Origin of the sequence: Stenotrophomonas sp. 59 (assembly GCF_030291095.1) — a bacterium.
In the GTDB taxonomy this organism is placed as follows: Bacteria; Pseudomonadota; Gammaproteobacteria; order Xanthomonadales; family Xanthomonadaceae; genus Stenotrophomonas; species Stenotrophomonas maltophilia_Q.
In genome coordinates this window covers 4156288-4181384 of the sequence record NZ_CP127408.1, presented here as the reverse complement: position 1 = coordinate 4181384, position 25097 = coordinate 4156288, and the positions used below count along the sequence as shown (strand labels likewise).

28 protein-coding genes and 2 tRNA genes are annotated in these 25097 nt (G+C 66.6%); 18 read left to right on the top strand and 12 right to left on the bottom strand.

What is annotated here, in order from left to right:
* Nucleotides 1-197 precede the first annotated feature (197 nt).
* The 6 genes from trpE (at nt 198) to QP552_RS19160 (ending at nt 5755) form a co-directional block, all read left to right on the top strand.
* Nucleotides 198-1673, top strand: coding sequence for an anthranilate synthase component I (trpE, locus tag QP552_RS19185; protein WP_111113254.1), 1476 nt, complete (start codon nt 198-200; stop codon nt 1671-1673).
* Between the two features lie 67 nt (nt 1674-1740).
* Nucleotides 1741-2535 (top strand): SIMPL domain-containing protein, encoded by a 795-nt coding sequence (locus QP552_RS19180; protein WP_286074377.1) that lies wholly within the window; start codon nt 1741-1743, stop codon nt 2533-2535.
* A 2-nt stretch (nt 2536-2537) separates the two neighbouring features.
* A complete protein-coding gene (locus tag QP552_RS19175) occupies nt 2538-3125 on the top strand; it encodes an aminodeoxychorismate/anthranilate synthase component II (protein ID WP_012481439.1) in 588 nt (195 codons plus the stop codon).
* Nucleotides 3126-3141: 16 nt separating this feature from the next.
* A complete protein-coding gene (gene trpD, locus QP552_RS19170; RefSeq protein ID WP_111113252.1) occupies nt 3142-4173 on the top strand; it encodes an anthranilate phosphoribosyltransferase in 1032 nt (343 codons plus the stop codon).
* Nucleotides 4174-4247: 74 nt separating this feature from the next.
* Nucleotides 4248-5042, top strand: a complete 795-nt coding sequence (trpC, locus tag QP552_RS19165; RefSeq protein ID WP_049426871.1) for an indole-3-glycerol phosphate synthase TrpC — start codon at nt 4248-4250, stop codon at nt 5040-5042.
* Nucleotides 5039-5755, top strand: a complete 717-nt coding sequence (locus tag QP552_RS19160; protein ID WP_111113251.1) for a haloacid dehalogenase-like hydrolase — start codon at nt 5039-5041, stop codon at nt 5753-5755. The genes trpC and QP552_RS19160 overlap by 4 nt, the downstream gene beginning before the upstream one ends.
* Nucleotides 5756-5873: 118 nt before the next feature.
* On the opposite strand, the gene QP552_RS19155 is transcribed toward QP552_RS19160, so the two are convergent.
* Complete coding sequence (locus QP552_RS19155) at nt 5874-6635, bottom strand: sulfite exporter TauE/SafE family protein (RefSeq protein ID WP_054172646.1); 762 nt, start codon at nt 6633-6635, stop codon at nt 5874-5876.
* A gap of 54 nt (nt 6636-6689) precedes the next feature.
* Complete coding sequence (gene crp / locus QP552_RS19150; protein WP_012481435.1) at nt 6690-7379, bottom strand: cAMP-activated global transcriptional regulator CRP; 690 nt, start codon at nt 7377-7379, stop codon at nt 6690-6692.
* A 149-nt stretch (nt 7380-7528) separates the two neighbouring features.
* On the opposite strand from crp, the gene speD reads away from it, so the two are divergent.
* A complete protein-coding gene (gene speD, locus QP552_RS19145) occupies nt 7529-8323 on the top strand; it encodes an adenosylmethionine decarboxylase (RefSeq protein ID WP_005411315.1) in 795 nt (264 codons plus the stop codon).
* A 168-nt stretch (nt 8324-8491) separates the two neighbouring features.
* Nucleotides 8492-8812 carry a quaternary ammonium compound efflux SMR transporter SugE gene (gene sugE / locus QP552_RS19140; RefSeq protein WP_049435688.1) on the top strand — a complete coding sequence of 107 codons (321 nt, stop codon included), beginning with the start codon at nt 8492-8494 and terminating at the stop codon, nt 8810-8812.
* A 56-nt stretch (nt 8813-8868) separates the two neighbouring features.
* Here the strand turns inward: sugE and coq7 are convergent, their stop codons facing one another.
* A complete protein-coding gene (coq7, locus tag QP552_RS19135; protein WP_286074376.1) occupies nt 8869-9513 on the bottom strand; it encodes a 2-polyprenyl-3-methyl-6-methoxy-1,4-benzoquinone monooxygenase in 645 nt (214 codons plus the stop codon).
* Nucleotides 9514-9711: 198 nt separating this feature from the next.
* Between coq7 and rplM the strand changes: the two genes are divergently transcribed.
* Together rplM and rpsI are read left to right on the top strand one after the other, a co-directional pair.
* Nucleotides 9712-10140 (top strand): 50S ribosomal protein L13, encoded by a 429-nt coding sequence (gene rplM, locus QP552_RS19130; RefSeq protein WP_005414692.1) that lies wholly within the window; start codon nt 9712-9714, stop codon nt 10138-10140.
* 2 nt (nt 10141-10142) lie between these two features.
* Nucleotides 10143-10535, top strand: coding sequence for a 30S ribosomal protein S9 (rpsI, locus tag QP552_RS19125; protein ID WP_005411311.1), 393 nt, complete (start codon nt 10143-10145; stop codon nt 10533-10535).
* A gap of 322 nt (nt 10536-10857) precedes the next feature.
* Here the strand turns inward: rpsI and QP552_RS19120 are convergent.
* Together QP552_RS19120 and QP552_RS19115 are read right to left on the bottom strand one after the other, a co-directional pair.
* A tRNA-Gln gene (locus QP552_RS19120) sits at nt 10858-10932 on the bottom strand.
* A gap of 55 nt (nt 10933-10987) precedes the next feature.
* A tRNA-Met gene (locus QP552_RS19115) sits at nt 10988-11064 on the bottom strand.
* Between the two features lie 121 nt (nt 11065-11185).
* Between QP552_RS19115 and QP552_RS19110 the strand changes: the two genes are divergently transcribed.
* From QP552_RS19110 to bfr, 3 genes are all read left to right on the top strand, one after another.
* Nucleotides 11186-11806 (top strand): RNA pyrophosphohydrolase, encoded by a 621-nt coding sequence (locus QP552_RS19110; RefSeq protein WP_005411310.1) that lies wholly within the window; start codon nt 11186-11188, stop codon nt 11804-11806.
* A gap of 108 nt (nt 11807-11914) precedes the next feature.
* On the top strand, nt 11915-12124 hold the full coding sequence (locus QP552_RS19105) for a bacterioferritin-associated ferredoxin (protein WP_049426881.1): 210 nt from the start codon (nt 11915-11917) through the stop codon (nt 12122-12124).
* 142 nt (nt 12125-12266) lie between these two features.
* A complete protein-coding gene (gene bfr, locus QP552_RS19100; protein ID WP_005419804.1) occupies nt 12267-12737 on the top strand; it encodes a bacterioferritin in 471 nt (156 codons plus the stop codon).
* Between the two features lies 1 nt (nt 12738).
* Here the strand turns inward: bfr and QP552_RS19095 are convergent, their stop codons facing one another.
* The 3 genes from QP552_RS19095 to QP552_RS19085 are packed head-to-tail and all read right to left on the bottom strand — an operon-like array spanning nt 12739 to nt 17541.
* Nucleotides 12739-14985, bottom strand: a complete 2247-nt coding sequence (locus tag QP552_RS19095; RefSeq protein WP_286074374.1) for a hybrid sensor histidine kinase/response regulator — start codon at nt 14983-14985, stop codon at nt 12739-12741.
* Nucleotide 14986: 1 nt separating this feature from the next.
* Nucleotides 14987-16879: an EAL domain-containing protein gene (locus tag QP552_RS19090; protein ID WP_286074373.1), complete on the bottom strand. Its 1893-nt coding sequence runs from the start codon at nt 16877-16879 to the stop codon at nt 14987-14989.
* A 44-nt stretch (nt 16880-16923) separates the two neighbouring features.
* Nucleotides 16924-17541, bottom strand: a complete 618-nt coding sequence (locus QP552_RS19085; RefSeq protein WP_286074372.1) for a DUF4126 domain-containing protein — start codon at nt 17539-17541, stop codon at nt 16924-16926.
* 179 nt (nt 17542-17720) lie between these two features.
* Here QP552_RS19085 and QP552_RS19080 point away from each other — a divergent pair, with 179 nt between their 5' ends.
* The 5 genes from QP552_RS19080 to ampE all read left to right on the top strand — a co-directional run bounded on the left by QP552_RS19080 (nt 17721) and on the right by ampE (nt 21445).
* Nucleotides 17721-18464, top strand: coding sequence for a DUF6776 family protein (locus QP552_RS19080; protein WP_100442148.1), 744 nt, complete (start codon nt 17721-17723; stop codon nt 18462-18464).
* A gap of 4 nt (nt 18465-18468) precedes the next feature.
* A complete protein-coding gene (locus tag QP552_RS19075) occupies nt 18469-18933 on the top strand; it encodes a polymer-forming cytoskeletal protein (protein ID WP_099554096.1) in 465 nt (154 codons plus the stop codon).
* A gap of 31 nt (nt 18934-18964) precedes the next feature.
* Nucleotides 18965-19357: an iron-sulfur cluster insertion protein ErpA gene (gene erpA, locus QP552_RS19070; RefSeq protein WP_106550933.1), complete on the top strand. Its 393-nt coding sequence runs from the start codon at nt 18965-18967 to the stop codon at nt 19355-19357.
* A 160-nt stretch (nt 19358-19517) separates the two neighbouring features.
* Nucleotides 19518-20423: an NAD(+) diphosphatase gene (nudC, locus tag QP552_RS19065; RefSeq protein WP_111113247.1), complete on the top strand. Its 906-nt coding sequence runs from the start codon at nt 19518-19520 to the stop codon at nt 20421-20423.
* 134 nt (nt 20424-20557) lie between these two features.
* Nucleotides 20558-21445: a regulatory signaling modulator protein AmpE gene (gene ampE / locus QP552_RS19060; RefSeq protein WP_099554100.1), complete on the top strand. Its 888-nt coding sequence runs from the start codon at nt 20558-20560 to the stop codon at nt 21443-21445.
* A gap of 491 nt (nt 21446-21936) precedes the next feature.
* Here the strand turns inward: ampE and QP552_RS19055 are convergent, their stop codons facing one another.
* From QP552_RS19055 to QP552_RS19040, 4 genes are all read right to left on the bottom strand, one after another.
* Nucleotides 21937-22362, bottom strand: a complete 426-nt coding sequence (locus QP552_RS19055; protein WP_106551066.1) for a DUF2752 domain-containing protein — start codon at nt 22360-22362, stop codon at nt 21937-21939.
* Nucleotides 22363-22405: 43 nt separating this feature from the next.
* Nucleotides 22406-22684: a CD225/dispanin family protein gene (locus QP552_RS19050; RefSeq protein WP_005411298.1), complete on the bottom strand. Its 279-nt coding sequence runs from the start codon at nt 22682-22684 to the stop codon at nt 22406-22408.
* Nucleotides 22685-22718: 34 nt separating this feature from the next.
* A complete protein-coding gene (locus tag QP552_RS19045) occupies nt 22719-23006 on the bottom strand; it encodes a CD225/dispanin family protein (protein ID WP_005419784.1) in 288 nt (95 codons plus the stop codon).
* Between the two features lie 181 nt (nt 23007-23187).
* A complete protein-coding gene (locus QP552_RS19040; RefSeq protein ID WP_286074371.1) occupies nt 23188-25077 on the bottom strand; it encodes an MFS transporter in 1890 nt (629 codons plus the stop codon).
* Between the last annotated feature and the right edge of the window lie 20 nt (nt 25078-25097).

Below are 25097 nucleotides of genomic sequence, written 5' to 3'. Positions count from 1 at the left end.
ACAGGCCCCCATCACCGGCCCCGTGCTTGCCGTGGTTCAGTTTCCCAGGGTTCCCCTCCCGCCGATCCTGCGATACAGTCAAGGGGTGTCCAGCCTGACGACCCCGCATACCCTTTCTTCCGCACGCCGTTGGTGGCGATGGTGGCCCGTTGCCGTCGTCCGCCCCCATAACGCTGTGTCCCGGAAGGAAAGTCGTCTTGAACTCGCACGCTCAGTTTCAGCTGCAGGCCGCTGAAGGCCACACCCATATTCCCGTCGTCCGCGAAGTGTTGTCCGACCTGGACACGCCGCTTTCGGTCTACCTGAAGCTCGCCGACGGCCCCAATACCTACCTGTTTGAATCCGTCGAAGGCGGCGAGCGCTTTGGTCGCTACTCGATCATCGGCCTGCCGGCGCGCCGCGTGTACGCCTTCCACGGCCACACGCTGACCGTGCGCGAGGACGGCCAGGTGGTGGACACCCGCGAGGTGGCCGACCCGTTCGCCGAGGTCGAGGCGCTGCGCAGCGCCCACTCGGTGCCCAAGCTGGACGGCCTGCCGGGCTTCACCGGCGGCCTGGTCGGCTGGTTCGGTTTCGAGTGCATCGGCTACATCGAACCGCGCCTGGCGCCGCCGGCCGGCCGCGATGAGCTGGGCACGCCGGACATCCTGCTGCTGGATTCCAACGAGCTGGCGGTGTTCGACAATCTCAAGGGCCGGCTGTACCTGATCGTGCACGCCGACCCGCGTATCGAAGGCGCGTTCGAGCAGGCCCAGGCGCGCCTGGACGCACTGACCGCCAAGCTGCGCGCACCAGGTGCCGGCTATCCCGCCCCGCTCAACAGCGACGTGCTGGACGAATCCGATTTCGTCTCCGGTTTCACCCGCGAAGGCTTCGTCGATGCGGTCCAGCGCAGCAAGGAATACATCCGCGCCGGTGACATCTTCCAGGTGGTGCTGAGCCAGCGCCTGAGCGTGCCGTTCAAGGCACGCCCGGTGGATGTGTACCGTGCGCTGCGCGCATTGAATCCGTCGCCGTACATGTATTTCCTCGATGTCGGCGACCTGCAGGTGGTCGGCTCTTCGCCGGAAATTCTGGTGCGCCTGCAGGATGGCGAAGTCACCGTGCGCCCGATTGCCGGCACCCGTCCGCGCGGCGCCACCGTCGAGCAGGATCTGGCGCTGGAAGCCGAGCTGCTGGCCGATCCGAAGGAGCGCGCCGAGCACCTGATGTTGATCGACCTCGGCCGCAACGATGCCGGCCGCGTCTCGAAGGCCGGCACCGTGGAAGTGGGCGAGCAGTTCGTGATCGAGCGCTACAGCCACGTCATGCACATCGTCAGCGAAGTGACCGGGCAGCTGCAGCCGGGCCTGAGCTATGCCGACGTGCTGCGCGCCACGTTCCCGGCCGGCACGGTAAGCGGCGCGCCGAAGATCCGCGCGCTGGAAGTGATCCGCGAGCTGGAGCCGATCAAGCGCAATGTCTACGCCGGCAGCATCGGCTACATCGGTTGGCACGGCGATGCCGATACCGCGATTGCGATCCGCACCGCGGTGATCAAGGACGGCCGCCTGTACGTGCAGGCCGGCGCCGGCATCGTCTACGACTCGGACCCGGACAAGGAATGGGACGAGACGATGAACAAGGGCCGTGCGCTGTTCCGCGCCGTCGCCCAGGCCGCCAAGGGCCTGTAAGCCTTTCCGTGTCGTGGCCTGCGCCGCGGCACCTCCTGCTGTTCCCATTCAAGACAGGGAGTACCGCATGAAGCTGCTGAGCGCATTGCTGTGGTCGTCACTGCTGGCCACGATGGCCCCATCTGCGTGGGCGCAGGCCAATACCATTCCCTCGCAGCCGCACCTGCTGGTGAAGGGCAGTGCCACCCGCACCGTCATGCCAGACCGCTTCACCGTGAAGGTGGCGCTGGCGTCGGTCGACATGCAGACCAGCGTTGCCCGCCAGCGTGTGCAGGGAAATACCGAACGGGTGCTGCAGCTCTTCGAGAAGCACGGCGCCCTGAAGGACAGCGTGCGTGCGGACAACCTGAGCATCACGCCGTCGACGCGTTACCGCGATGATGAAGAAGTGTTCAACGGAATCGAGGCGAGCCGCAGCCTGACGGCATCGTTTGCCAGTGCCGAAGCACTGAAGGACTTCCTGGGTGATCTGAAGGCCAGCCGCGAAGTGCAGGTGAGCACGGCCGTGCCTACCTATGCCAACGCGGCACGTCTGCGCGCCGAACTGAAGGCCGAGGCCGCTGCCGAGACCCGCGCATCGGCGAAGGGGCTGGCCGGCGCTTATGGCGCGAAGATCACCGGCCTCTACAGCATCTCCGATGTGGCTCCCAGTTTCGCCTACGGCGTGCAGGCAGGCAGTTGGCCGACTACAGGCCAGGCCGCAGGCGCAGACGGCTATGCAGACGGCGATAGCACCGCCCTGGAGCGGATACAGGTCACTGGCAGCCGCGCGGCGCCGGCGGCTGGCGAACTGCTGGTGGCCGCGCCCATCACCTACACCGAAAACGTATACGCCATTTTCCTGATAAGCGACGGAACCTGACCATGTTGTGGATGATCGACAACTACGACAGCTTCACCTACAACCTCGTGCAGTACCTGCAGACGCTGGGCGCCGAGGTGAAGGTGGTGCGCAACGATGCGATGAGCGTGGACGAGATCGCCGCGCAGAAACCCGAGCGCATCGTCATCTCGCCCGGCCCGTGCACGCCCAACGAAGCTGGCGTATCGCTGGAACTGATCGAGCGCCTGGGCCCGACCACGCCGATCCTCGGCGTGTGCCTGGGCCACCAGGGCATCGGCCAGGTCTACGGCGGCACGGTGATCCGTGCCGGCAACATCATGCACGGCAAGACCTCGCCGATCCGCCATGAAGGCAAGGGCGTGTTCGCCGGCCTGCCGGACCGTTACCAGGCCACCCGCTACCACTCGCTGGTGGTGGACAAGAACAGCCTGCCCGACTGCCTGGAAGTGACCGCCTGGACCGAGAACGACGACGGCTCGATCGAAGAGATCATGGGCCTGCGCCACCGCCAGTTCCCGGTGGAAGGCGTGCAGTTCCACCCCGAATCCATCCTCACCGAACACGGCCACGCCCTGCTGCGCAATTTCCTGCAGCGCCCGGCGGCCTGATCCAAGGAGCATTCCCATGAGCTTCTCCCCCCAGGAAGCCCTGCATCGCACCATCGAGCACCGCGAAATCTTCTTCGACGAAATGGTCGACCTGATGCGGCAGATCATGCGCGGCGATGTCTCGCCGATGATGACCGCCGCGATCCTCACCGGGCTGCGCGTGAAGAAGGAGACCGTGGACGAAATCGCCGCGGCGGCCACCGTGATGCGTGAATTCGCCCGGCCAGTGCCGGTGGCCGATACCTCCAACCTGGTTGATATCGTCGGCACCGGTGGCGATGGCTCGCACACCTTCAACATCTCCACCTGTTCGATGTTCGTCGCCGCCGCCGCCGGCGCACGCGTGGCCAAGCACGGCAACCGCAGCGTGTCGTCCAAGTCCGGCAGTGCCGATGCGCTGGAAGCGCTGGGCGCGGTGATCGAACTGCAGCCTGACCAGGTGGCCGCGGCCATCGAGCGGACCGGCATCGGCTTCATGTTCGCGCCGATCCACCATCCGTCGATGAAGGTCGTCGCGCCGGTGCGCCGCGAAATGGGCGTGCGCACCATCTTCAACATCCTCGGCCCGCTGACCAACCCGGCCAGCGCGCCTTCGGTGCTGATGGGCGTGTTCCATCCCGATCTGGTGGGCATCCAGGCACGCGTGCTGCGCGAGCTGGGCACCGAGCGTGCGATGGTGGTCTGGGGCCGCGACAACATGGACGAGATCTCGCTGGGCGCCGGCACCCTGGTCGGCGAACTGCGCGACGGCAAGGTGCGCGAGTACGAGATCCACCCGGAAGACTTCGGCATCGCCATGTCGGCCAGCCGCAACCTGCGCGTGGACGGCCCGGAGCAGTCCATCCAGATGCTGCGCGCCGTGCTGGACAACGAGCCCGGCCCGGCGCTGGACATCGTCGCGCTGAATGCCGGCGCCGCGCTGTACGTTGCCGGCGTGGCCAGCGACATCGGTGATGGCCTGGCCCGCGCCCGTGCCGCCATTGCCAACGGCAGCGCCCGCCAGCGCCTGCAGCAGTATGTCGAGACCACCCGCGCGCTGGTTGCCTGAGCGCGCGGTTCAGCCTGACCCCCTTGATGGCCGATAATGGCCGTCCTCACCGCCCCCGCACCGAACCGAAGACGATGAGCGACATCCTGCAGACGATCCTGGCCCGCAAGGCCGAAGAAGTGGCCCAGCGCCGCGCCCAGCGCCCGCTCGAGGAGCTGCAGGCCGCACTGGCCAGCGCCCCGCCGGTACGTGGCTTCGTGCGCGCGCTGCAGGCAGCGGTGGCCAACGGCGACCCGGCGGTGATTGCCGAGGTGAAGAAGGCCAGCCCCTCCAAGGGCGTGATCCGTCCGGACTTCCGCCCGGCCGACATCGCCGTCAGCTATGAATTCGGCGGTGCCAGCTGCCTGTCGGTGCTGACCGACGTCGATTTCTTCCAGGGCGCCGACGCTTACCTGCAGCAGGCCCGCGAGGCGTGCACGCTGCCGGTGCTGCGCAAGGACTTCGTCATCGACGCCTACCAGGTGTATGAGGCGCGCGTGCTGGGCGCCGACTGCATCCTGCTGATCGTCGCCGCGCTGGACGACACCCAGCTGGCCACGCTGTCCGAACTGGCGCTGTCGCTGGGCATGGACGTGCTGGTGGAAGTGCATGACATCGACGAACTGGAGCGTGCGCTGCAGGTGCCCGCGCCGATGATCGGCATCAACAACCGCAACCTGCGCACCTTCGAGGTATCGCTGCAGACCACGCTGGACATGCAGAAGGCGGTGCCGCGTGACCGCCTGCTGGTCACCGAGAGTGGCATCCTGGGCCCGCAGGACGTTGCGTTGATGCGCGATGCCGGCATCCATGCATTCCTGGTCGGCGAGGCCTTCATGCGCGTCGAAGAGCCGGGCGAGGGCCTGCGTCAGCTATTCTTCGCGGCATGACAACGCACTATCCAACGCCGCGCGAGGATGCGCCGCTGGTGGTCTTCGACTTCGACCACACCCTCTACGACGGGGATTCGGGCACCCACCTGTTCGCCTCGCTGATCAAGCGCAACCCGCTGCGCATGCTGGCCGCACTGCTGGTCACGCCGATCGCCGGGCCGCTGGTGGCGATGCTGCCGACCCGCCGAACGGGTATTTCGGTTTACGTGTGGATCGGCAGTTTCGGCTTGCACCGGGCGCGTGATTTCAACAAGGTGATCGATGCCTACGTGCTGCGCAACGAGGCGCAGATGCGTGCCAAGCTGCTGCCGCAGGCGCTGGACGTCTTTGCGGCGCATCGCGCCAAGGGCGACCGTGTAGTGGTCGCCACCGGTGCGCCGCCGGAACTGGCCCGCGCGATCCTGGCCTTCGTGGCCCACCAGGACGTGCCGGTGATCGGCACCGAGGTCGGCCCGCGACTGGGCGGCGTCGGCCCGACCCGCCACTGCCACAACGAAGAGAAGATGCGCATGCTGCGTGAGCGCGGCTACGGCGACATCGATATCGCCTACTCCGACAGCACTGCCGACCTGCCGCTGCTGCTGGCCGCGAAAGCGCCGGTGGTGGTGAACCCGAAGCGCTCCAAGGTGGATTTCTTCCGCAGCGTGCTGCCGGCCGGCACCCGCATCCTCAACTGGGGCTGCGTGGACCGTGGTGGTGACAAGGCCTGAGCCAGGGGTCAGATCCCCGAAGGGGCTCTGACCCCATCGCACGGTGAATGATCCGCCGGGCATGGCCCGGCGCTACCGGAACAGGCGCGGGTAGCGCCGGGCCATGCCCGGCGAGCGATCAGCGATACAGGTGCCCGTACACCGCATGGCCGATCTGGAACAGGCTGATGCCCAGCACCAGCACGCCAACGGCCACCAGCACCCAGCGCTCCTTCACCCGCTTGACCAGGATGGCCGCCACTGGCGCAGCCATCATGCCGCCGATCAGCAGGCCGGCAACGATCTGCAGGTGCTGTACGCCCATCGACAGCAGGAAGGTGGCCGAGATGGTCAGGGTGACGATGAACTCGGCCGCGTTGACCGTGCCGATGGTGGTGCGTGCCTGGCCGCCGCGGGCAAGCAGGGTGGACGTGGCCACCGGCCCCCAGCCACCGCCGCCGCTGGCGTCCAGCAGGCCGGCGAAGAAGCCCAGCACCGGTACCCGGCGGATCTCGCCCTTGGGCATCCAGCGTCCGGCGGCGCGGGCCAGGATGATGATCGCCAGCACCAGCAGGTACAGGTAGATCAGTGGCCGGATGATGTCGCCGGGGATCTGGGTGAGCACGTAGGCGCCCACCGCGCCGCCCACCGCACCGGGCAGGGCCAGGCGCAGGAACAGGCGTTTATCGACATTTCCGGCGGCAAGGTGCGACACGCCCGAGGCACCGGTGGTGAACACTTCGGCGGTGTGGATGCTGGCGCTGACCTGCGCCGGTGGCAGGCCCATGCTCAGCATCACCGACGAGGACACCAGGCCGAAGGCCATGCCCAAGGCGCCGTCGACCAGCTGTGCGCCGAGGCCGATGAGGATGAACCACCAGAATTCGCTGCTCAGTTCCATGCACCGAGCCTAGCGCGCGAAGGAGTGCGGACCAAGGTCCGCACCCACCGGGGCTCAACGGGTGCCGTACAGCACCACGGTCTTGCCGCGTGCATGCAGCAGGCCGTCGGTCTGCAGCTTCTTCAGCACGCGGCCAGCCATTTCGCGCGAGCAGCCGACCAGGCGGGCCAGTTCCTGGCGCGACACGCGCAGCTGGCTGCCCTGCGGATGGCTCATCGCTTCCGGTTCCTGCGCCAGATCGTGCAATGTGCGCACGATTCGATCGGTAACGTCCAGGAATGCCAGGCGACTGGCCTTGCGGCTGGTATCGAGCAGGCGCTTGGAGATCTGCTGGCCCAGCGCGTACAGCAGGCGCGGGGCGTCGGCCGACAGCGGGCCGAGGAACAGCTGGTGCAGGCGTTCGTAGCTGATTTCGGCCAGTTCGCAGGCGGTACGGGTCCGCAGGATCACCTCGCGGCGGTCCGATTCGACGAACAGGCCCATTTCGCCAACGAACTCGCCGGCACCGAAGTAGCCCAGCACAAGCTCGCGATCGTCATCTTCCTCGGCCATGATCGAAACCGAGCCGCTGACAACGTAATACAGGGTTCCCGCCGGGTCACCGGGTCGGAAGACGTCGGTACGGGTGGGATATCGCCGCCGGTGGCTGTGCGCCAGGAAACGATCGATGGTGGCGATATCCAAGGCCAGTGGACTGCTAGCTAGGCGCACGGTTGACACGATAGGGGCGCTCCCTCTGCGCATGAACGGATTCACGGGGTCGATAGCGGAGCTTAACCAGCGCAATTGTTAAGGGCAAACAGTGTGCCAGAACTCTTGCGTCTTCACGTTCCCCCCGGGGACAGTTTGCCCCATAATTCCCCCTTTCCCTTCTTACACAGGAATCGACCGCCGTGGTCAAGCCGTTGCCTCGCCTGAGGCTGCAGGGTTTCAACAACCTCACCAAGGCGCTGAGCTTCAACATCTATGACGTGTGTTACGCGCGCACCGAAGAGGAGCGTCAGCGTTACATTGAATACATCGATGAAGAGTACAACGCCGACAGGCTGACTCAAATCTTGACCGATGTCGCCGAGATCATCGGCGCCAACATCCTGAACGTGGCCCGCCAGGACTACGACCCGCAGGGTGCCTCGGTGACCATCCTGATCTCCGAAGAGCCGGTGATCGACAAGAAGCTGGCCGGCAAGGAGCTGATCTCCGACGCCGTGGTCGCGCACATGGACAAGAGCCACATCACTGTCCACACCTACCCGGAAACCCATCCGCAGGAAGGTATCGCGACGTTCCGCGCGGATATCGACGTGGCCACCTGTGGCGTCATTTCCCCGCTGAAGGCCCTGAACTACCTGATCGAGAGCCTTGAGTCGGACATCGTGATCATGGACTACCGCGTCCGTGGCTTCACCCGCGATGTGAAGGGCAAGAAGCACTTCATCGACCACAAGATCAACTCGATCCAGAACTTCCTGGCCAAGAACATCAAGTCGCGTTACGAGATGTTCGACGTCAACGTCTACCAGGAAAACATCTTCCACACGAAGATGCACCTGAAGGACTTCGACCTGGACCAGTACCTGTTCGAGGAAAAGGCCAAGAACCTGTCGTTCAAGGAACGCATGAAGATCGAAGCGCTGCTCAAGCGCGAGATCGAAGAGCTGTTCCACGGCCGGAACCTGTCCGAGTAAGCCCCATGTGCGATGCCCGCAGGCATCGCCACCCAGGCGGGACGACCCGCCCCGTGGAACCAGTGCCCCGCACGCGTTACAGTTCCACGGTGATGTACCGACCCACGGCCCGGTGTGAAAACACCGGGCCGTTTCGTTTTTCTCAAAAAAGGTAAGGAGCCCCCACCCATGCCCTGGATCTATCTGCTGCTGGCCGGCCTGTTCGAGATCGGTTTCGCCCTCGGAATGAAGTACTCCGAAGGCTTCAGCAAACCCCTGCCCACCGCTGCCACGGTCGTATCCGCGCTGATCAGCCTGTACCTGATGAGCCAGGCGATGAAGAGCATCCCGGTCGGCACGGCCTATGCGATCTGGACCGGCATCGGCGCCCTGGGCGTGGCGGTGCTGGGCATCTACCTGTTCAACGACAGCGCATCGCCGGCCCGCCTGGCCTGCGTTGGCCTGATCGTGGCCGGCGTGATCGGCCTGAAGCTGGTCTCGCCGAACTGACATGATGGGGTCGGATCCCTTTCCCGCAGGGAAAGGGATCCGACCCCACGCCGTGCTTACAGCCGGTAGGCGATGGTCTTCATGACCTTGGAGGCCAGCGCCATCGCGCCCGGAATCGGGAACGGCAGGCGGCGTGCGCCGGCCTGCTCGGCGTGGTCCGCATGGCGGGCCTCGTCTTCCTTCATCACCGCGATGACCGCGCGGCTGCGCAGGTCGCCGGGCGGCAGGTCGACCAGGTGCTCGTCCAGGTGGGCCTCCACCTGGCGCTCGGTCTCGACCACGAAGCCCAGGTTCCAGCCGTCGCCGCGCAGCCCGGCCAGGGTGCCGATGGTGTAGCTGCCGGCGTACCACAGCGGGTTGAACAGGCTCGGACGGCTGTCCAGCTCGCCCAGGCGGGTGGCGCACCAGGCCAGGTGGTCGGTCTCTTCCTGCGCCGCTTCCAGCAGGTGTTCGCGCGTGGCCGGGTCGCGGGCCACGGCGGCCTGGCCGAAATACAGGCCTTGCGCGCAGACCTCGCCGACGTGGTTGATCCGCATCAGGGCTGCGGCATGGCGCCGCTCGGCGCGGTCCATGCCTGGCTCGTCGGTGTCCGCCGCCGGGTAGGGGCGGGCCGCCGGCGGATTGCCGAACACCGTGTCCAGGGCGCGCTGCGCCTCGGTCAGCAGGTGGTCCAGCGGAGTGGTCTGGCGGAGCACGGTCATGGCAGTACGCGGTGGGGCGGAAGACCCCCCGATTCTCGCCCGGCCCCGCGCCTCTGCCAACCCGGCCCAGGGGGCGGGTTGCGCGCTCCCGGCAAGGTGAGTACAATCCCGCCTCTTACGCTTCACCTTTTCACAACGCGTGGCAGAGTTCCGGCGAGCCTTTCGCCGCAATGAGCCCGACCTAACCTAGAGTTCTTCATGAGCACTTTCACTGCCAAGAACGAGACCGTCCAGCGCGACTGGTACCTCGTCGACGCCGAGGGCAAGACCCTGGGCCGTCTCGCCACCGAGCTGGCCCGCCGTCTGCGCGGCAAGCACAAGCCGGTCTACACCCCCCACGTTGATACCGGCGACTACCTGGTCGTCATCAATGCAGAAAAGATTGCCGTCACCGGCAAGAAGCTGCAGGACAAGATGTATCACCGTTTCACCGGCTACATCGGCAACCTGAAGACCGAGTCCCTGGCCCAGGCGCTGGAGCGCCACCCGGAGCGCGTGATCGAGATCGCCGTGAAGGGCATGCTGCCGAAGGGCCCGCTGGGTCGCCAGATGTACCGCAAGCTCAAGGTCTACGCCGGCACTGAGCATCCGCACGCCGCACAGCAGCCGCAGGTTCTGGATATCTAATCATGGCTATCACTCAAAACTACGGCACTGGCCGCCGCAAGTCCTCCACCGCTCGCGTGTTCCTGCGCAAGGGTTCGGGCAACATCACCGTCAATGGCCGTCCGCTGGACGAGTTCTTCGGTCGTGAGACCGCGCGCATGATCGTGCGCCAGCCGCTCGAGCTGACCAAGAACACCGAAAGCTTCGACATCCTGGTCACCGCCGCTGGCGGCGGCACCACCGGCCAGGCCGGTGCGATCCGTCTGGGCATCGCCCGTGCTCTGGTCGAGTACGACGAAACCCTGAAGTCCGAGCTGCGCAAGGCTGGCTTCATGACCCGTGACGCCCGTGAAGTCGAGCGTAAGAAGGTCGGTCTGCACAAGGCCCGCCGCGCCACCCAGTTCTCCAAGCGCTGATTTACCGCGCCTGGTTGGGCTCCTTCGGGAGCCCGCTGGATGGAAAAGCAAAAGCCCGGCTTCGGCCGGGCTTTTGTCGTTTCGGGATCGTGGATTTCCACATTGCCGGCCAGCGGCCGGCACTACCCATGGTTCCGCATATCGAGAGGGTGGGGCAGAACCTCTCCTGCGGAAAAGGATCCGACCCTGGAGTTCTGTCTGTAGGAGAGCCCCCTTGATGTTCAAGGGGGCGCGCCGACAGGCGCGGGGATAAGGTGGGATGCGTGACCAAACAAAAAAGAAAGAAGCCTGATCTTTCGATCAGGCTTCTTTCTTTTTTGTTTGGCTGCCCCGGATGGATTCGAACCACCGAATGCCTGAGTCAGAGTCAGGTGCCTTACCGCTTGGCGACGGGGCAAAACGTGCAACTATTTTCTCACTTTTCACACTGAAAAACAACTTGATTTTCAGTGTGGTGGCTATGGGTGGACTCGAACCACCGACCCCAGCATTATGAGTGCTGTGCTCTAACCGGCTGAGCTACATAGCCTTGGTGAGCCCGCTATTCTGCGGATGTGTATCTCCGCTGTCAACACTTTTGTGTCGTGCTTGTGGGCCGACAGAGGGCATGGGATAGTCCCGGCCAGTAGATTTTCTTAGGAGTCCGCATCGTGATCGATCCGGACGGCTATCGACCGAACGTCGGCATCGTGCTGATGCGGCAGGACGGCCAGGTGTTCTGGGCACGACGCGTGCGCCGGGATGGCTGGCAGTTCCCGCAGGGTGGCATGAACACCGACGAGACGCCTGTCGAGGCCATGTATCGTGAACTGCAGGAAGAGACCGGCCTGCTGCCTGAGCATGTGGAAGTGCTCGGGGCGACACCCGGCTGGCTGCGCTACAAGCTGCCGGCGCGGGCCATCCGCCGCAACGAGCGGCAGGTCTGCATCGGCCAGAAGCAGGTCTGGTTCCTGCTGCGCCTGACCGGCGACGAATCCCACGTGAAGCTGGATCACACCGACTCGCCCGAGTTCGACCACTGGCGCTGGGTGGACTTCTGGTACCCGGTGGAGCATGTGGTGATGTTCAAGCGTGGCGTCTATGCGCGTGCGTTGCGACATCTGGCGCCGCTGGCGCGCGGGGTGGCCGGGCAGGGGGTCACCGCCATGCCCAAGAGCGCCGCCGAGGCCTGGATGCCGGGCCATACCGCCGGGCATGACCGCCCACGCAAGCGCCCGCGGACCCGCGGCTACTGGCCGAAGAAAGCCACGGGCGATGGCCCGGCCAGCTGACGGGCTGAACGGTATCGAGAATGGTTCAGGTCTCTGATTGACAACCATTCTCGTTTCCATTGGAATAGCCAACAGGCCGCTTCTGGCCTGTCAGCCCGGTCCACGCCTGTGTACGTCTGCATCTGCAACGGAGTCACCGACCACCAGATCCGCGAAGCCGCCAGCAATGGCGTCACCTCGGTGGCCGAACTGACCATGCGTACCGGTTGCGGCGCTACCTGTGGTTCCTGCCTGGACATGGCCGGCGACCTGCTGGCCAAGGCGCGTGCCACCCACGATCTGCCGCTGCCGGTATTGGGCCTGGCCCAGGTCGCCTGATCGCTTCTTCGCGGCGCATTGACGCCGCGCTTCCGCATCCTTCACGTGCGGCCGCACAGGCCAATGCGCACGATTCGCGTTCCTTCACGACCGCACGCAAGGCGTTAAAGTGCCTGCGTTTTCAGCGTGCAGGAGCATCCCCATGAAGGGCGACACCAAGGTCATCGAATTCCTCAACAAGGTCCTCTACAACGAGCTGACCGCGATCAACCAGTACTTCCTGCACGCCAAGATGCTGAAGAACTGGGGCATCAAGGAACTGGCCGAACACGAGTACAAGGAATCGATCGACGAGATGAAGCATGCCGACATGCTCGCCGACCGCATCCTGTTCCTCGAAGGCCTGCCGAACTTCCAGGCGCTGGGCAAGCTGCGCATCGGCGAGAACCCGACCGAGATCCTGCAGTGCGACCTGTCGCTGGAACGCGATGGCGTGGTCACCCTGCGCGAGGCCGTGGCCTATTCCGATTCGGTCGGCGACTACGTCAGCCGCCAGCTGTTCGTGAAGATCCTCGATTCGGAAGAAGAGCACATCGACTGGCTGGAAACCCAGCTGGACCTGATCGAGCGCATCGGCGAACCGAAGTACCTGCTGAGCAAGCTGGAAGAGTGAGTCAGCCGGCCTGGCCGGCGCGATGCTGTGCCAGGTAGCCCGTCAGTGCCACGCGCGCACGGGCGAATTCCGCAACCAGCAGCGCCACCGCCACTGCGGGGCGTTGCAGGCTGCCGCTGCGGGCTTCGTGCTCGATGCGCTGCGCGACTGCCGACAGCGACAGTGCGCCCACGTTCGCGCTGGATGACTTGAGGCTGTGCGCGACGGCCTGCAGGTGGGGCTCGTCGCCGGCCTGCGCGGCCTGCTGCAGTTGCTGCACCATCGCCGGCGCATCCTCCAGGAATACCGAGATGATCTGGATGGCGGTATCGCCGATCGCCGCGTGCAGCTCGTCCAGCACGTCGCGGTCCAGTACCGGTTGCGGTGGCAGCGCCACCTGTTTTTCCGGGGTCTGTAGCGCCGAGCCATGCTCGGCGGATGGAGTACGACTGTCGTTGGCCGTCAGCCGAGCATGGCCCGGCTCTACAGTCGGCTCTACAGAAGGCCGCCCAGGTGATGCAGCTTTCCCGCCCCCCCAGCGCTGCAGCAGCGCATGCAGGGTGGCACGTGCAATCGGCTTGGACAGATAGTCGTCCATGCCAGCCTGCAGGCAGCGCTCACGGTCACCGGCCATGGCATTGGCGGTCATCGCGATGATCGGCAGGCGCGGGCGCCCGCTCTCCACTTCCTCGGCGCGCCAGCGGCGGGTGGCGGCATAACCGTCCAGCACCGGCATCTGGCAATCCATCAGCACCACATCCACGTCGCTCTCGCGCAGGGCAAGCAATGCCTGCTCGCCATCGGTGGCGTTGCGCACCTCGCACTGGAACACGCGCAGCAGCTGCTCGGCCACCATGCGGTTGACCGTGTTGTCCTCCACCAGCAGCACGCGCAGGTGCAGCGCCGGCAGCGTGGGCGTGGGCTGCCCCTGTTCGGCATTGGCCAGCAGCGCGGCAGGGCGCGCATGCGCGGCCGGTGCAGCCAGCAGTGCATGCAGCGCAGCGTCGTCGAAATGCGAGGGCAGCTGCCGCTGGCGCGGGTGCGCCGGAAGGGCATCGTCCTGCAGCCACAGCACCTGCAGGGCGTCGTCCTCGCCACGTTCGGCCAACGCCTGTTGCAGCGTCGCTTCACCGATGCGGCGGGCACGTGCATCGACCAGCAGCCACGCCGGTGCCGGTTGCCCCGGCCTCGGCATCGCGCGCAGGCGCTCGACCACGGCATCGAGCTGCGCCATGGCGTGCACCAGCAGTCCATGATGGGCCGCGATGCGCTCGATGCGTGCCAGCAGGATTGCATCGCTGCTGAACAGCAGCAGCGAGTCTGGCGTGCGCGCCATGGCCGGCAGGTCGCCGGGCACCTTCAACAACGGGATCTCGAACCAGAACGTGGCGCCCTGGCCGGGCGTGGACTGCACGCCGATGCGCCCGTGCATCAGGTCGATGATGCGCTTGCAGATCGCCAGGCCCAGGCCGGTGCCACCGTAGATGCGGGTCGTCGAGGCGTCGGCCTGGCTGAAGGACTGGAACAGGCGCGCCTGCAGTGCCTCGTCGATGCCGATGCCGGTGTCGATGACCTCAAAGCGCAGCTGGTGCTGTGCCACGCCTTCGCCCAGGCGCTGCACGCGCAGCTGCACCTGGCCGCGTGCGGTGAACTTGATCGCGTTGGCCAGCAGGTTGCTCAACACCTGGCGCAGTCGTACCGGGTCGCCACGCACCGGCAGGCGCACCGACGGGTCCAGCTGCAGCCCCAGCGACAGGCCCTTGGCGTCGGCGGCGCGCTGCATCAGCTGCACCACGCCATCAAGCAGGTCGCGCAGGTTGAAGCTGGTGATCTCCAGTTCCAGTGCCTGCGCTTCCAGCCGCGAGTAGTCGAGGATGTCGTCGACGATGCGCAGCAGCTGCTGCGAGCTGGCCGAGGCGGTGGCCAGCATCTGCCGCTGGTCCTCGCCCAGCGGGCCACGCGCGATCAGCTCCAGCATCGGCAGGATGCCGTTGAGCGGCGTGCGGATCTCGTGGCTCATCGTGGCCAGGAACTCACCCTTTGCCAGCACCGCTGCCTCGGCGGCCTGCTTGGCCTGCAGCAGCTGCTGTTCCAGCTGCTCCTGGCGTTCGGTGGTGCGGCGCAGCTGGTCACGTTCGCTGGCCAACGCGCTGCGCTCACGCTGCAGGAGGGCCAGTGCATGGCTGCGCGCGCGCAGCCGCAGGCCCAACAGCAGCGCCGTGATGGAGGCCGCGGCAAGGGCAACCAGCAGCGCGACCCACATCGGCACGTCAGAGCACCGCGTTGTGGAAGTCGAAGTTCAGATCGCTGCCGGCAGACTGCACCATGTTGCCCTGGATGTAGTCGACACCGCCCACCCACATCGCGGCGGCGGCCTGCGGATCTTCGATCTGCTGGCCGATGATCTGCTGCCCGGCGGCGTGCGCCCGCTCGATTGCCCGGCGCAGCTCTTCGCGGGTGGCCGGATTGGAATGGCTGCTGGAGAAGCGCGCGGCCATGCGCACGAACGACAACGGCAGCTGCGTCAGCAGCGCATCGGCTTCGCCCCCGGGTTCGAACTGGCTCAGGCAGAAACGTACGCCGGCCCCTGCCATGCGTTCGCAGAACTGCTGCAGCGGCACGGTGTGGATCAGCGCATCCGGCAGGCGCACGTCGATCACCAGCGCACTGCCGGGCAGGCCGCGCTGCTGCAGTGATTCCAGCAGCCAGTCGGCGAAGGCATCGCGCTGCAGCGTGCGCAGTGACTGCGAGACGAACAGGTTCAGCGGTTGCGTCGCGTGCCGGTACAGGTCGAGCAGCCCCAGTGCATGGTCCATCACCTGCTGATCGAGATCGGCGATGCGCCCGGCAGCCTCTGCGGCCGGAATCACCTGGCCTGCCGCCAGCAGCGTACCGTCGGCCTGGCGAAGGCGCAGCAGCAGCTGGTACTGCGCGGTATTGCCGCCGGCGACGGCGACGATCGGCTGGTAGGCCAGTTCAAGCTGGCCTTCCAGCAGTGCCAGGTGTTCCTGCTCGCTGATCACGTCGCGGTGCACGTGGCCGGCCACGCCGGCGCTGAGCAGGCGTGCCTGCAGGGTGGTGCGCTCGACCGCTTCCAGCGCGCTGTTGGCATCGTCGAAGCCCGGCGACAGCGGTGCATAGCCGACCACGCCGCGCAGGTGCACGGATTCGTCATCGCGGATCACGAAGGCCCGCGCCGACAACTGCTCGCGCAGTGCAGCGGCAATGCCTTCCAGGCTGTCCTCGCTGACATTGCGCGCAAGCAGCAGGAAGCTGTTGTCGTTCAGGCGCGCCAGCAGGTGCGGGTGGCCGGCTTCTGCCAGGCGTTGCCCGGCCTGCACCATCAGGCGCTCGAAGGCGGCATAGCCATAGCGCTCGCGCAGGCCCAGTGCGCTGGATATCTCGACGAACAGCACGCCGCCCTGGTCGCGGTGGGCGAGCGCGGCGTTGAGCTGCTGCAGCACGTGATGCCGCGTCGGCAGCCCGGTTTCCGGATTGCTGGTGGCCGGGGTGCCGGATACGCCGGGCAGGGTTGCGGCCTGCGCCCGCGCGCGGCGGATGCGGTTGGCCACGGCGGCGATCAGGTGGCGCGGGCGGATTGGCTTGCTCAGGTAGTCGTCGGCGCCACTGTCGAGCACCTCGAACTGGCGTTCCGGGTCCGGGTCGCCACTGAGGAACACGATGGGCAGCAGCTGCAGGCCGGGCTGCTGGCGGATCAGCGCGGTCAGGCGCATGCCGTCCAGGCCGGGCAGGTGCAGGTGCAGGTCCATCAGGATCAGGTCAGGGCGATGTTCCTTGATCGCCTGCAGCGCGTCATCGGCATCGCTGTGCACGATCGCCTGCATGCCGGCACCGTGCAGCACGCTCTGTGCGAACAGGGCCTGGGCGCGGTCGTCCTCGACGATCAGCACGCGGTAGGGCGAATCGGAGTGCAGCGGTGCCGGGTCATTGCCGCCGGCCTCGGCCAGCAGGGATGGGCCGGGCAGCGGCGGCGGTGCGCTGCCGATCGATGCGGGTGCGTCGGAGCCGGCCAGCGGCGGAACCGCTGCCGGCGCTGCGGCGACGGCGCTCGCCGGTTCAGCTGTCCAGCGTTGCCAATGATCGGCCGGAGGGGTTTCAGCGCGTCCCGGGCGGGCGCCCGCGGGGGATTCGTTTGCGGCCATCGGTGCTCCTGGTGTTCGCGTCCATTATGCGACAAGCCCGGCGATCAACCGGTGCCGGGCTGGCGCGGACCGTCGGGCGACGCCGTGCGTGCCAGCCAGCGCACGCCCTTCCACAGGGCGCGCCAGACCAGCCACACCAGCAGCGCGCCGGCCAGGCTGCAGGCCAGCACCACGATCAGCGCGATCCACGGGTGTGCCAGGGCCAGGGCCAGGCCACCGATCACCACGGTGTCCTCGGCGGCGGAGGCTACCCAGTTGCTGGCCGGTTCCGGCGACGTGTTGAGCAGGGCACGGGTGCCGGCTTTCAAGCCATGGCTGGCCAGCGCAACACCCGCACCGGCGGCGAGTGCACCGGTGCCGAGCTGGCCGTCCGGCGACAGTGTGGCCGCGGCGAGGAAGGCACCGGCGGGCACGCGCGCAAGGGTCTGTACCAGGTCCCAGGCCGAGTCCACGCCAGGAATCTTGTCGGCGAAGAACTCGGTGACCGCCAGTGCCGCAGACGTGCCCAGCACCCACCACGATTCGGTGGCCTGCAGGGCCGGTGGCAGGTCGACCCAGCCGAGCAGGCCGGCCAGACCGACACCGAACACGGTGAGGTAGACGCGGATGCCGGCCAGCCAGGCCAGCAGGATGCCGATCACGAACAGGTGGGCTTCGGTCATGGCGGTGCTCCGGCGACGGAACTGTGCAGGGGGCCACACTATCGGCGATGGCGTGCCTGAACGCCACAGACCGTGGCCGGCCAGTGCGCAGGAAACCTGCCCGTCCTGTCATACACTAGCCCGTCGTTTGCCACAGGGGCCGTACCGGTGTCGCCCTCGCGATGCCCCGGAATTCACCCATGACCAACCGTCCTCCCATGCGCGTGCAGGTCCGCCTGCCCGGCGCGCCACAACCGCCGGCCGACCGCCGCCGCCTGCTGGTGATCGGCGGCATCTGGCTGCTCAGCCTGGTGCTGGCGGTACTGGGCGGCTGCTGGATGGCCACGCCGCGTGATGCGCAGGGCCAACGCCTGCAGGCCGCCGAGAAGCGCGCCGAGACGCTGCAGGCACAGCTGACCGAACTGCGCCAGAAGCAGGCCACGCTGGAAGCTTCCGATCGCATCAGCCGCGCCGCCAATACCGAGGTGCAGTCCTCGCTGGCCGAGCGCGATGAGGAAATCGCCGGCCTGCGTGCCGACGTCGCCTTCTATGAGCGCCTGGTGGGCTCGACCAGCCAGCGCAAGGGCCTGAACACCCATTCGATCGAGTTCAGCCCGGAAGCGGCCGGCACCTGGCAGTACACCGCCGTGCTGACCCAGAACCTCAACCGCGGTGCCATCAGCCAGGGGCAGATGCGTTTCACCGTGGAAGGCGTGAAGAACGGCAAGCTGGCCACGATCAGCTGGGATGATCTGCACCAGCGCAGCAAGGTGCCGGGACAGGATTACTCGTTCCGGTACTTCCAGCAGATCACCGGCAGCGTGATGCTGCCGGCTGACTTCACCCCGCAACGCGTGCGGGTGACATTGGGGAGTGGTACGGGGGGTACCACCCAGGTATTCGACTGGAAACAAGCCGGTGCGCCGGCCAGCAAAGGGGAGTAGGCAGATGTTCGGAAGCAGCAAATCCAACCGTGAAGGCCAGCTGGTGGTGGATGCCCTGATCGGCAACCAGGTGGTGATCCGCGGCGATGTGGAATTCAGTGGTGGCCTGTACGTGGAAGGCCGCATCCACGGCAAGGTGATCGCCGCCGAAGGCGCCAGCGGCGCGACCCTGACGGTCGCCGAGCATGGCGTGATCGAGGGCGAGATCCGCGCCCAGGTGGTGGTGATCAGCGGTCGCCTCGATGGCGACGTGCATGCCACCGAGAAGGTCGAGCTGACTCCGAGCGCGCGGGTCAACGGCAACGTCCATTACCAGGTGGTGGAGATGAATGCGGGCGCCCAGCTGAACGGCCGCCTGATCCATGCCAGCGCGCCGATGGCGGCCCTGCCGGCCCCGGAAGGCGACGACGCCAATGGTGGCAAGGGCGACACTGCCGCACGCCGCAAGCTGGCCGAAGCGATGGCTTGAAAGCCATCGTCGGCGCCCCCATGCTGACGGCATGAGCACGCTAGTCTCCCTGCCCGGCGCCACCCCGGCCGCCGCGCCCGATTACCAGTCGCTGGAGCGCCCGCTGAACTTCACCGAGTCGGCGGCCGCCAAGGTCAAATCCCTGATCCAGGAAGAGGGCAACCCCGACCTGGCATTGCGCGTGTATATCGAAGGCGGCGGCTGTTCCGGTTTCCAGTACGGGTTCGAGTTCGACGAGAACCGTGCCGACGATGACCTGGCGGTGCAGACCAGCGGGGTGACCCTGCTGGTCGACCCGCTGAGCCTGCAGTACCTGATGGGCGCCGAGGTGGACTACACCGAGAGCCTGACCGGTGCGCAGTTCGTGATCCGCAACCCGAACGCGAAGACCACCTGCGGCTGCGGCAGCAGCTTCAGCATGTAAGAGCCTTGTGGCCGGGATGTGCCAACCAAGGTTGGCACCCACCAGAGCGGATCAGTAGATCCACGCCATGCGTGGATGCTCTGTGCCTCCGCGCCCACAACAGCCGATTGCGCACAGTGCCGATCTTGCCACCTGCATCGATTGGCGGCACGCTTGCCGGATGCCCAATACTCCTTCGCCGCTTTCCGGTTTCGCCTTCGTGGGCGAACCGCTGGAGCGCGCCGATGCCCTGCGCGAGGATGCCGATGCACTGGCGCGCCTGTGGCCGGGCGCGCGCATTCTGGTGCTCGATCAGGACGGCAGCGCCTTCACCGGCGATGACGACCAGCCGCTGGCGCTGACCGGCGCCGACATCGGTGGCGGTCCCGGCTCCGCGATCTTCCTCGGCCTGCGCGGGGAACAAGCGTGGTTCTCGGTTGAAGCCGCCAGCGTCACCGTCACCGCACCACGTCGCCTCGACCTGCGCCAGGCCGCCCTGCTGTGGCCGGTGGCTGATGCGACCGCTTTCAGCTACGCCCGTGGCATGTCCTACTGGCACTCGCGCACCCGTTTCTGCGGCGTATGTGGTGGTGCCGTGGCGTTCGCCCGCGGCGGCTTCGTGGGGCGTTGCGCGCAGTGTTCCACCGAGCACTACCCGCGTGTCGACCCCGCTGTGATCGTGGCGGTTGAAAACCAGGGCCGCCTGCTGCTCGGCCGCCAGTCGAACTGGGCGCCACGTCGCTACTCGGTGCTGGCCGGCTTTGTCGAACCGGGCGAGACCTTCGAGCAGACCGTGGTGCGCGAAGTCCACGAGGAGAGCAAGGTGCGGGTGACCGCCTGCCAGTACCTCGGTTCGCAGCCCTGGCCATTCCCGGGTGCGCTGATGGTTGGCTTCCGCGCTCAGGCGCACGCCGATCTGCCGACCGTGGATGGTGAACTGGAGGACGCGCGCTGGTTCAGTGCCGAGGAGGTCGGTGCCGCGCTGGCACGTGATGACCTGGACGATGGCGAGGGTATCCGCCTGTCACCGCCGATCTCGATTTCGCGAGGGCTGATCGAGCACTGGTACCGGCAGCAGAAGGGCTGAGCCAGGCCGGTGGGGGCGCCTGTATTGCCGCCACCTGAACACGGCACGGGTTACAGTCCGGTTCACCGCTGAGGGCGCCGCTGCGACAGGTAAGGTAGCGACGCCGAGCGATCTGTTTCGTAGGGAGACCCGCCATGTTCACCACTCTGGCCGCCGTGCTGGTCGCACTGGCCCTGGGCCATGTCGCTCCGGCTGCTGCTGCCTCGCTGCGCCGTTTCGACGGCTTCCGGCGCTGGTTGGGCTGGCTGGATGCGCGTGGTGGAAAGGCCTGGCAGGGGCCGGCGGGCGTTGCCCTGGCACTGCTGCCGCCGCTGCTGCTGATGGGCCTGCTGGCCTGGCTGCTGCGCGGGGTACTGTTCGGCCTGCCGTCGCTGTTGCTGGGCGTGGCGGTGCTGGCCTGGTGCTGGGGCCCGCGTGACCTGGACCGCGATATCGAGGCCATCATCGATGCCGACGATGCAGCGACGCGGCAGGCCGCAGTGCGCAACCTGCAGTCGGCCGGCGGCAGCCTGCGCGAAGACATTCCGTCGCTGGTCGAGGCGACGGTGCTCAACGCACTGCGGCGCTGGTTCGCGGTGTTGTTCTGGTTCCTGCTGCTGGGCCCGGCCGGCGCGTTGGGTTACCGGCTGCTGGCGCTGATGGCGGAGAGCCCGATGCGCGCACGCGTGCCGGTGGAGCCGCTGGCGCTGGCGCAGCGCCTGCTGGGCTGGATCGAGTGGCCGGTGGCGCAGCTGATGGCGTTCTCGATGGCGCTGGTCGGCAATTTCGATACGGCGTGGAAGGCCTGGCGCCAGGCGCACGGTGAGCGCCTGGCAGGCAACATCGGCTTCCTGGGCGCGGTGGCGCGGGCCAGCGTCAATGCCGAACTGCGCGAAGACGCGCACGATTACACCGAGGCAGGGCTGTTGCCGGTGTGGCAGCGGTTGCCGGACCTGCGGGATGCGATGAGCCTGGTGTGGCGGATGCTGCTGCTGTGGCTGGCGATCCTTGCCTTGCTGGTGATTGCAGGCTGGGTGACGTAGTTGCTTTGCAGGGCTTGCAGCCCTGCACCTGCAGAGGCAACAGCAACAGCAACAGCGGCTCTGGGTTGCTGTTGATTGGGCGGGGCGGTGTGAGGCTGCAGGACACGCCGTAAACCCGTCCCTGGGGGCTCGATGGCGCCATCCATGGCGCCAACGGTCCTGCAGCCCCACACCGCCCCACCTCCGACAGATTCCGGCGGCTGTTGGTAGGTGTCGACCTTGGTCGACACGGTAGATCCACGCCATGCGTGGATGCAGAGCGAAGCCATCCGCTTCCGCTTTTGATCTTCTCTTTCTTTTCCGTGGTGGACGTACACGGAAACTGTCCGTGGCCGGGTGGGTGGGCTGCGCAGGGGCGTGAGCCGCATGGATGCGGCGACCGAGCTTACATGGACGTACTTGCAGCGACCCCTGCGCAGTCCACCCGCCCGGCCAATCCCATGATCGACAAACGCCGCCCACCACGAGGGGCTGCGCCGTTGGCTGGAATCCTAGACCGGTGCCAGCGCGGTGAACGGTGCCCACGGCAGGTTGCGCAGCAGCGCATACCCGGGCAGTACCCAGAGCCAGAACGTGGGATTGGCCAGTACCCGCATCAGCGGGTCGAGCACGCGTGGGCGGATGCCGGCGATGTTCAGCAGCATCAACAACAGGAACGGCAGGCTGATGACCAGCAACGGGTTCATCGCCATCGCGCCGGGCAGGTCGAAGTGGACCAGGGAATACAGGCAGCGCGTGCTGCCACAGCCCGGGCAGTACAGGCCGGTCAGCGCGTACAGCGGACAGCTCGGCAGCGGATTGCCGGCGACATACGGATTGACGTTGCGCAGCACCACCGTGGCACCTGCGGCCAAGCCGGCGGAAACCAGCAGCGGCGCCCAGCGGGCGAGTCGGGAACGGATGGGAAGCGCGGACATGCAACAACGGATCCGGCGCAGGCGCCGGATCCGTCCAGGCGTATCAGTAGCCGCTGTTGCTCATCGCGCCCATGCCGCCGAGCACAACGAAGAACAGCACGTACAGCACGACCAGCACGGCCCAGGCGATGGCCGACCAGATGGCCCACTTCTTGGCCTTGGCGGCGGAGTCCTGAGCGCCGGCGATGTCGCCAGCGGCCAGCTTGCCGTTGACCTGGGCGGCGTAGACGATCGACACGATGCCGGCCGGCAGGCAGCAGAACAGGGTGGTCAGGATCGCCCAGACCAGGTTGTTCGGGACCTGCGGAGTGGCGGTATTCATGGGTTCAAGCTCCTTGATGGGTGGTGGTGGTGAATCATTGGTCGGAAAGAGCGCCCAGTACGGCCAAGCCGCCGAACAGCCCGAACCACAACAACAACAGGACCGGCAGGGCCACGGCCGAAGCCACCGCCCACCAGCCCGCCTTGCGCGACGCGCTGTAAGCCCCGGGCAGATCGCCGGCCGCGCGGCGGCCATCGACCTGGGAGGCATAGACGATCGACACCACGCCCAACGGCAGGCAGCAGAACAGCGTCGTCAGGATCGCCCAGACCAGATGGTTGGGGATGTAGACCGGACGGCTGAGCGGTGGTGGTTGATTCAAAGCGAGACTCCATTCCTTGGTGGCCGGCCTTGGTGAATCGGCCGAACCTCCCCCCTGTGGGTGCGTAATCTACCGCAACCGGCGTTGCATGTATGCGTTTACACGCACGGCATGCCGTGTTCGCCACTGGACGGTGGCGTATGCGGGGCAGGCCGCAGGGTCGCCTGGCGGGCCGATTCCGTCAGGCGTGATCGCCGCGCAGGGCCCGCACCTGGGCTTCCAGCGCCTGGGCGTTGGCGGTGTGGCCATCCACGGCCGGTGCCGCCACCACTTCGACGGTGGCGCGGAAACGGCGCGGCACCCGCATGCGGCCCAGGCGGCTGTCGCGCCGGCTCCACATGCTCGACCACATCCCGCGCAGGGCCATTGGCACCACCGGCACCGGGCGCCGTTCGAGGATCTTCTCGACGCCGGATTTGAACGGGGCCATCTGCCCGTCGCGGGTCAGTGCGCCTTCCGGGAAGATGCAGACCAGCTCGCCTTCCGCCAACGCGGCGTCGATTTCATCGAACGCGCGCTGCATCAGCGCCGGGTCCTCGCGTGCACCGGCAATCGGGATCGCCTTGGCGGTGCGGAAGATCCAGCGCATCACTGGGATGTTAAAGATCTTGTAGTACATGACGAAGCGCACCGGGCGCGGGATCGTCGCCGACAGGATCAGTGCGTCCATGTAGCTGACATGGTTGCAGACCAGCAGCGCGGCGCCTTCGTCGGGCACGTTGGCCTCGATGCCGTGCGGGCGCAGCCGGTACAGGGTGCGCACCATCAGCCAGCTGAGGAAGCGCATCAGGAATTCGGGGACGATGGTGAAGATGTAGATCGCCACCAGCGCGTTGGCGATGGCCAGCGCCAGGAACTGCTGCGGGATGGTCCAGTGCAGCAGCTTGTGCGCGGCCAGCGACAGCAGGGCCGCACCCACGATGAAGCCGGAATTCTGGATGTTCAGCGCGGCGAACACACGCGACATCTGCGCCTTCGGCGTGCGGCTCTGGATCAGCGCGAACAGCGGCACCACGAAGATGCCGGTGAACAGGCCGATGCCGATCAGGTCGATGACGATACGGATGCTGCCGGGTTGCTGCAGGAACGTGCCGACGGTCAGCCCGTGCGCGGTCGCCTCGCCGCTGCGGGCGAAGTACAGGTCAAGCAGGAAGGCGGTCATGCCGAACGCACCCAGCGGCACCAGGCCGATTTCAACCGTGCGTGCCGACAGCTTCTCGCACAGCAGCGAGCCGACGCCGGTGCCGACCGAGAACAGGGCCAGCGCGAAGATGTACAGGGTCGGCTCGCCCCCCAGATTGGTGACTGCGTAGGCCGGCAACTGCGAGGTCAGCACGGTACCGACGAACCAGAACCAGGACACGCCCAGGATCGAATTGCGCACCGCTTTCTGCTGGCGCGCCATGCGCAGCACCGCCAGCGATTCCGGCAGCGGGTTCCAGTTGATCTTCAGGTTGGGATCGCCGGCATCGACCCTGGGAATCAGCCGTGCGGCGATGTTGCCGCAGATCGCCAGCGCGATGATCGCGCACGCGGCCACCACCGTGCCATGACTGCCGGCGACGGTGAACACCAGGCCGCCGACGATCATGCCGGACAGGATCGACATCGAGGTGCCCATCTCGACCAGGCCATTGCCACCGGTCAGTTCCTCGGGCTTGAGCACCGACGGCAGCACCGAATATTTCACCGGGCCGAACAGGGTCGATTGCATGCCGGTGCAGAACAACGCCACCAGCAACACCGGCAGGCTCTGGGTGAGGAAGCCGGTAGCGGCCAGCGACATGATCACGATCTCCATGGTGGTGGTGATCACGATCAGCCGCGATTTTTCCAGCTTGTCAGCGATCTGCCCGGCCAGTGCCGAGAACAGGAAGTACGGCAGGATGAAGATGGCCGGTGCCAGCGTGGCGTACAACCCCAGTTCTTCCTCCGGCACGGCCATGAACAGCAACATGCTGATGATCGCCTGCCGGTACACGTTGTCGTTGAACGCACCCAGCGCCTGGACGACGAAGAACGGCAGGAAACGGCGCTGGCGCAGCAGGGCGAACTGGTTGTGACCGGACATGGAACCTCCTTGACCGGCGC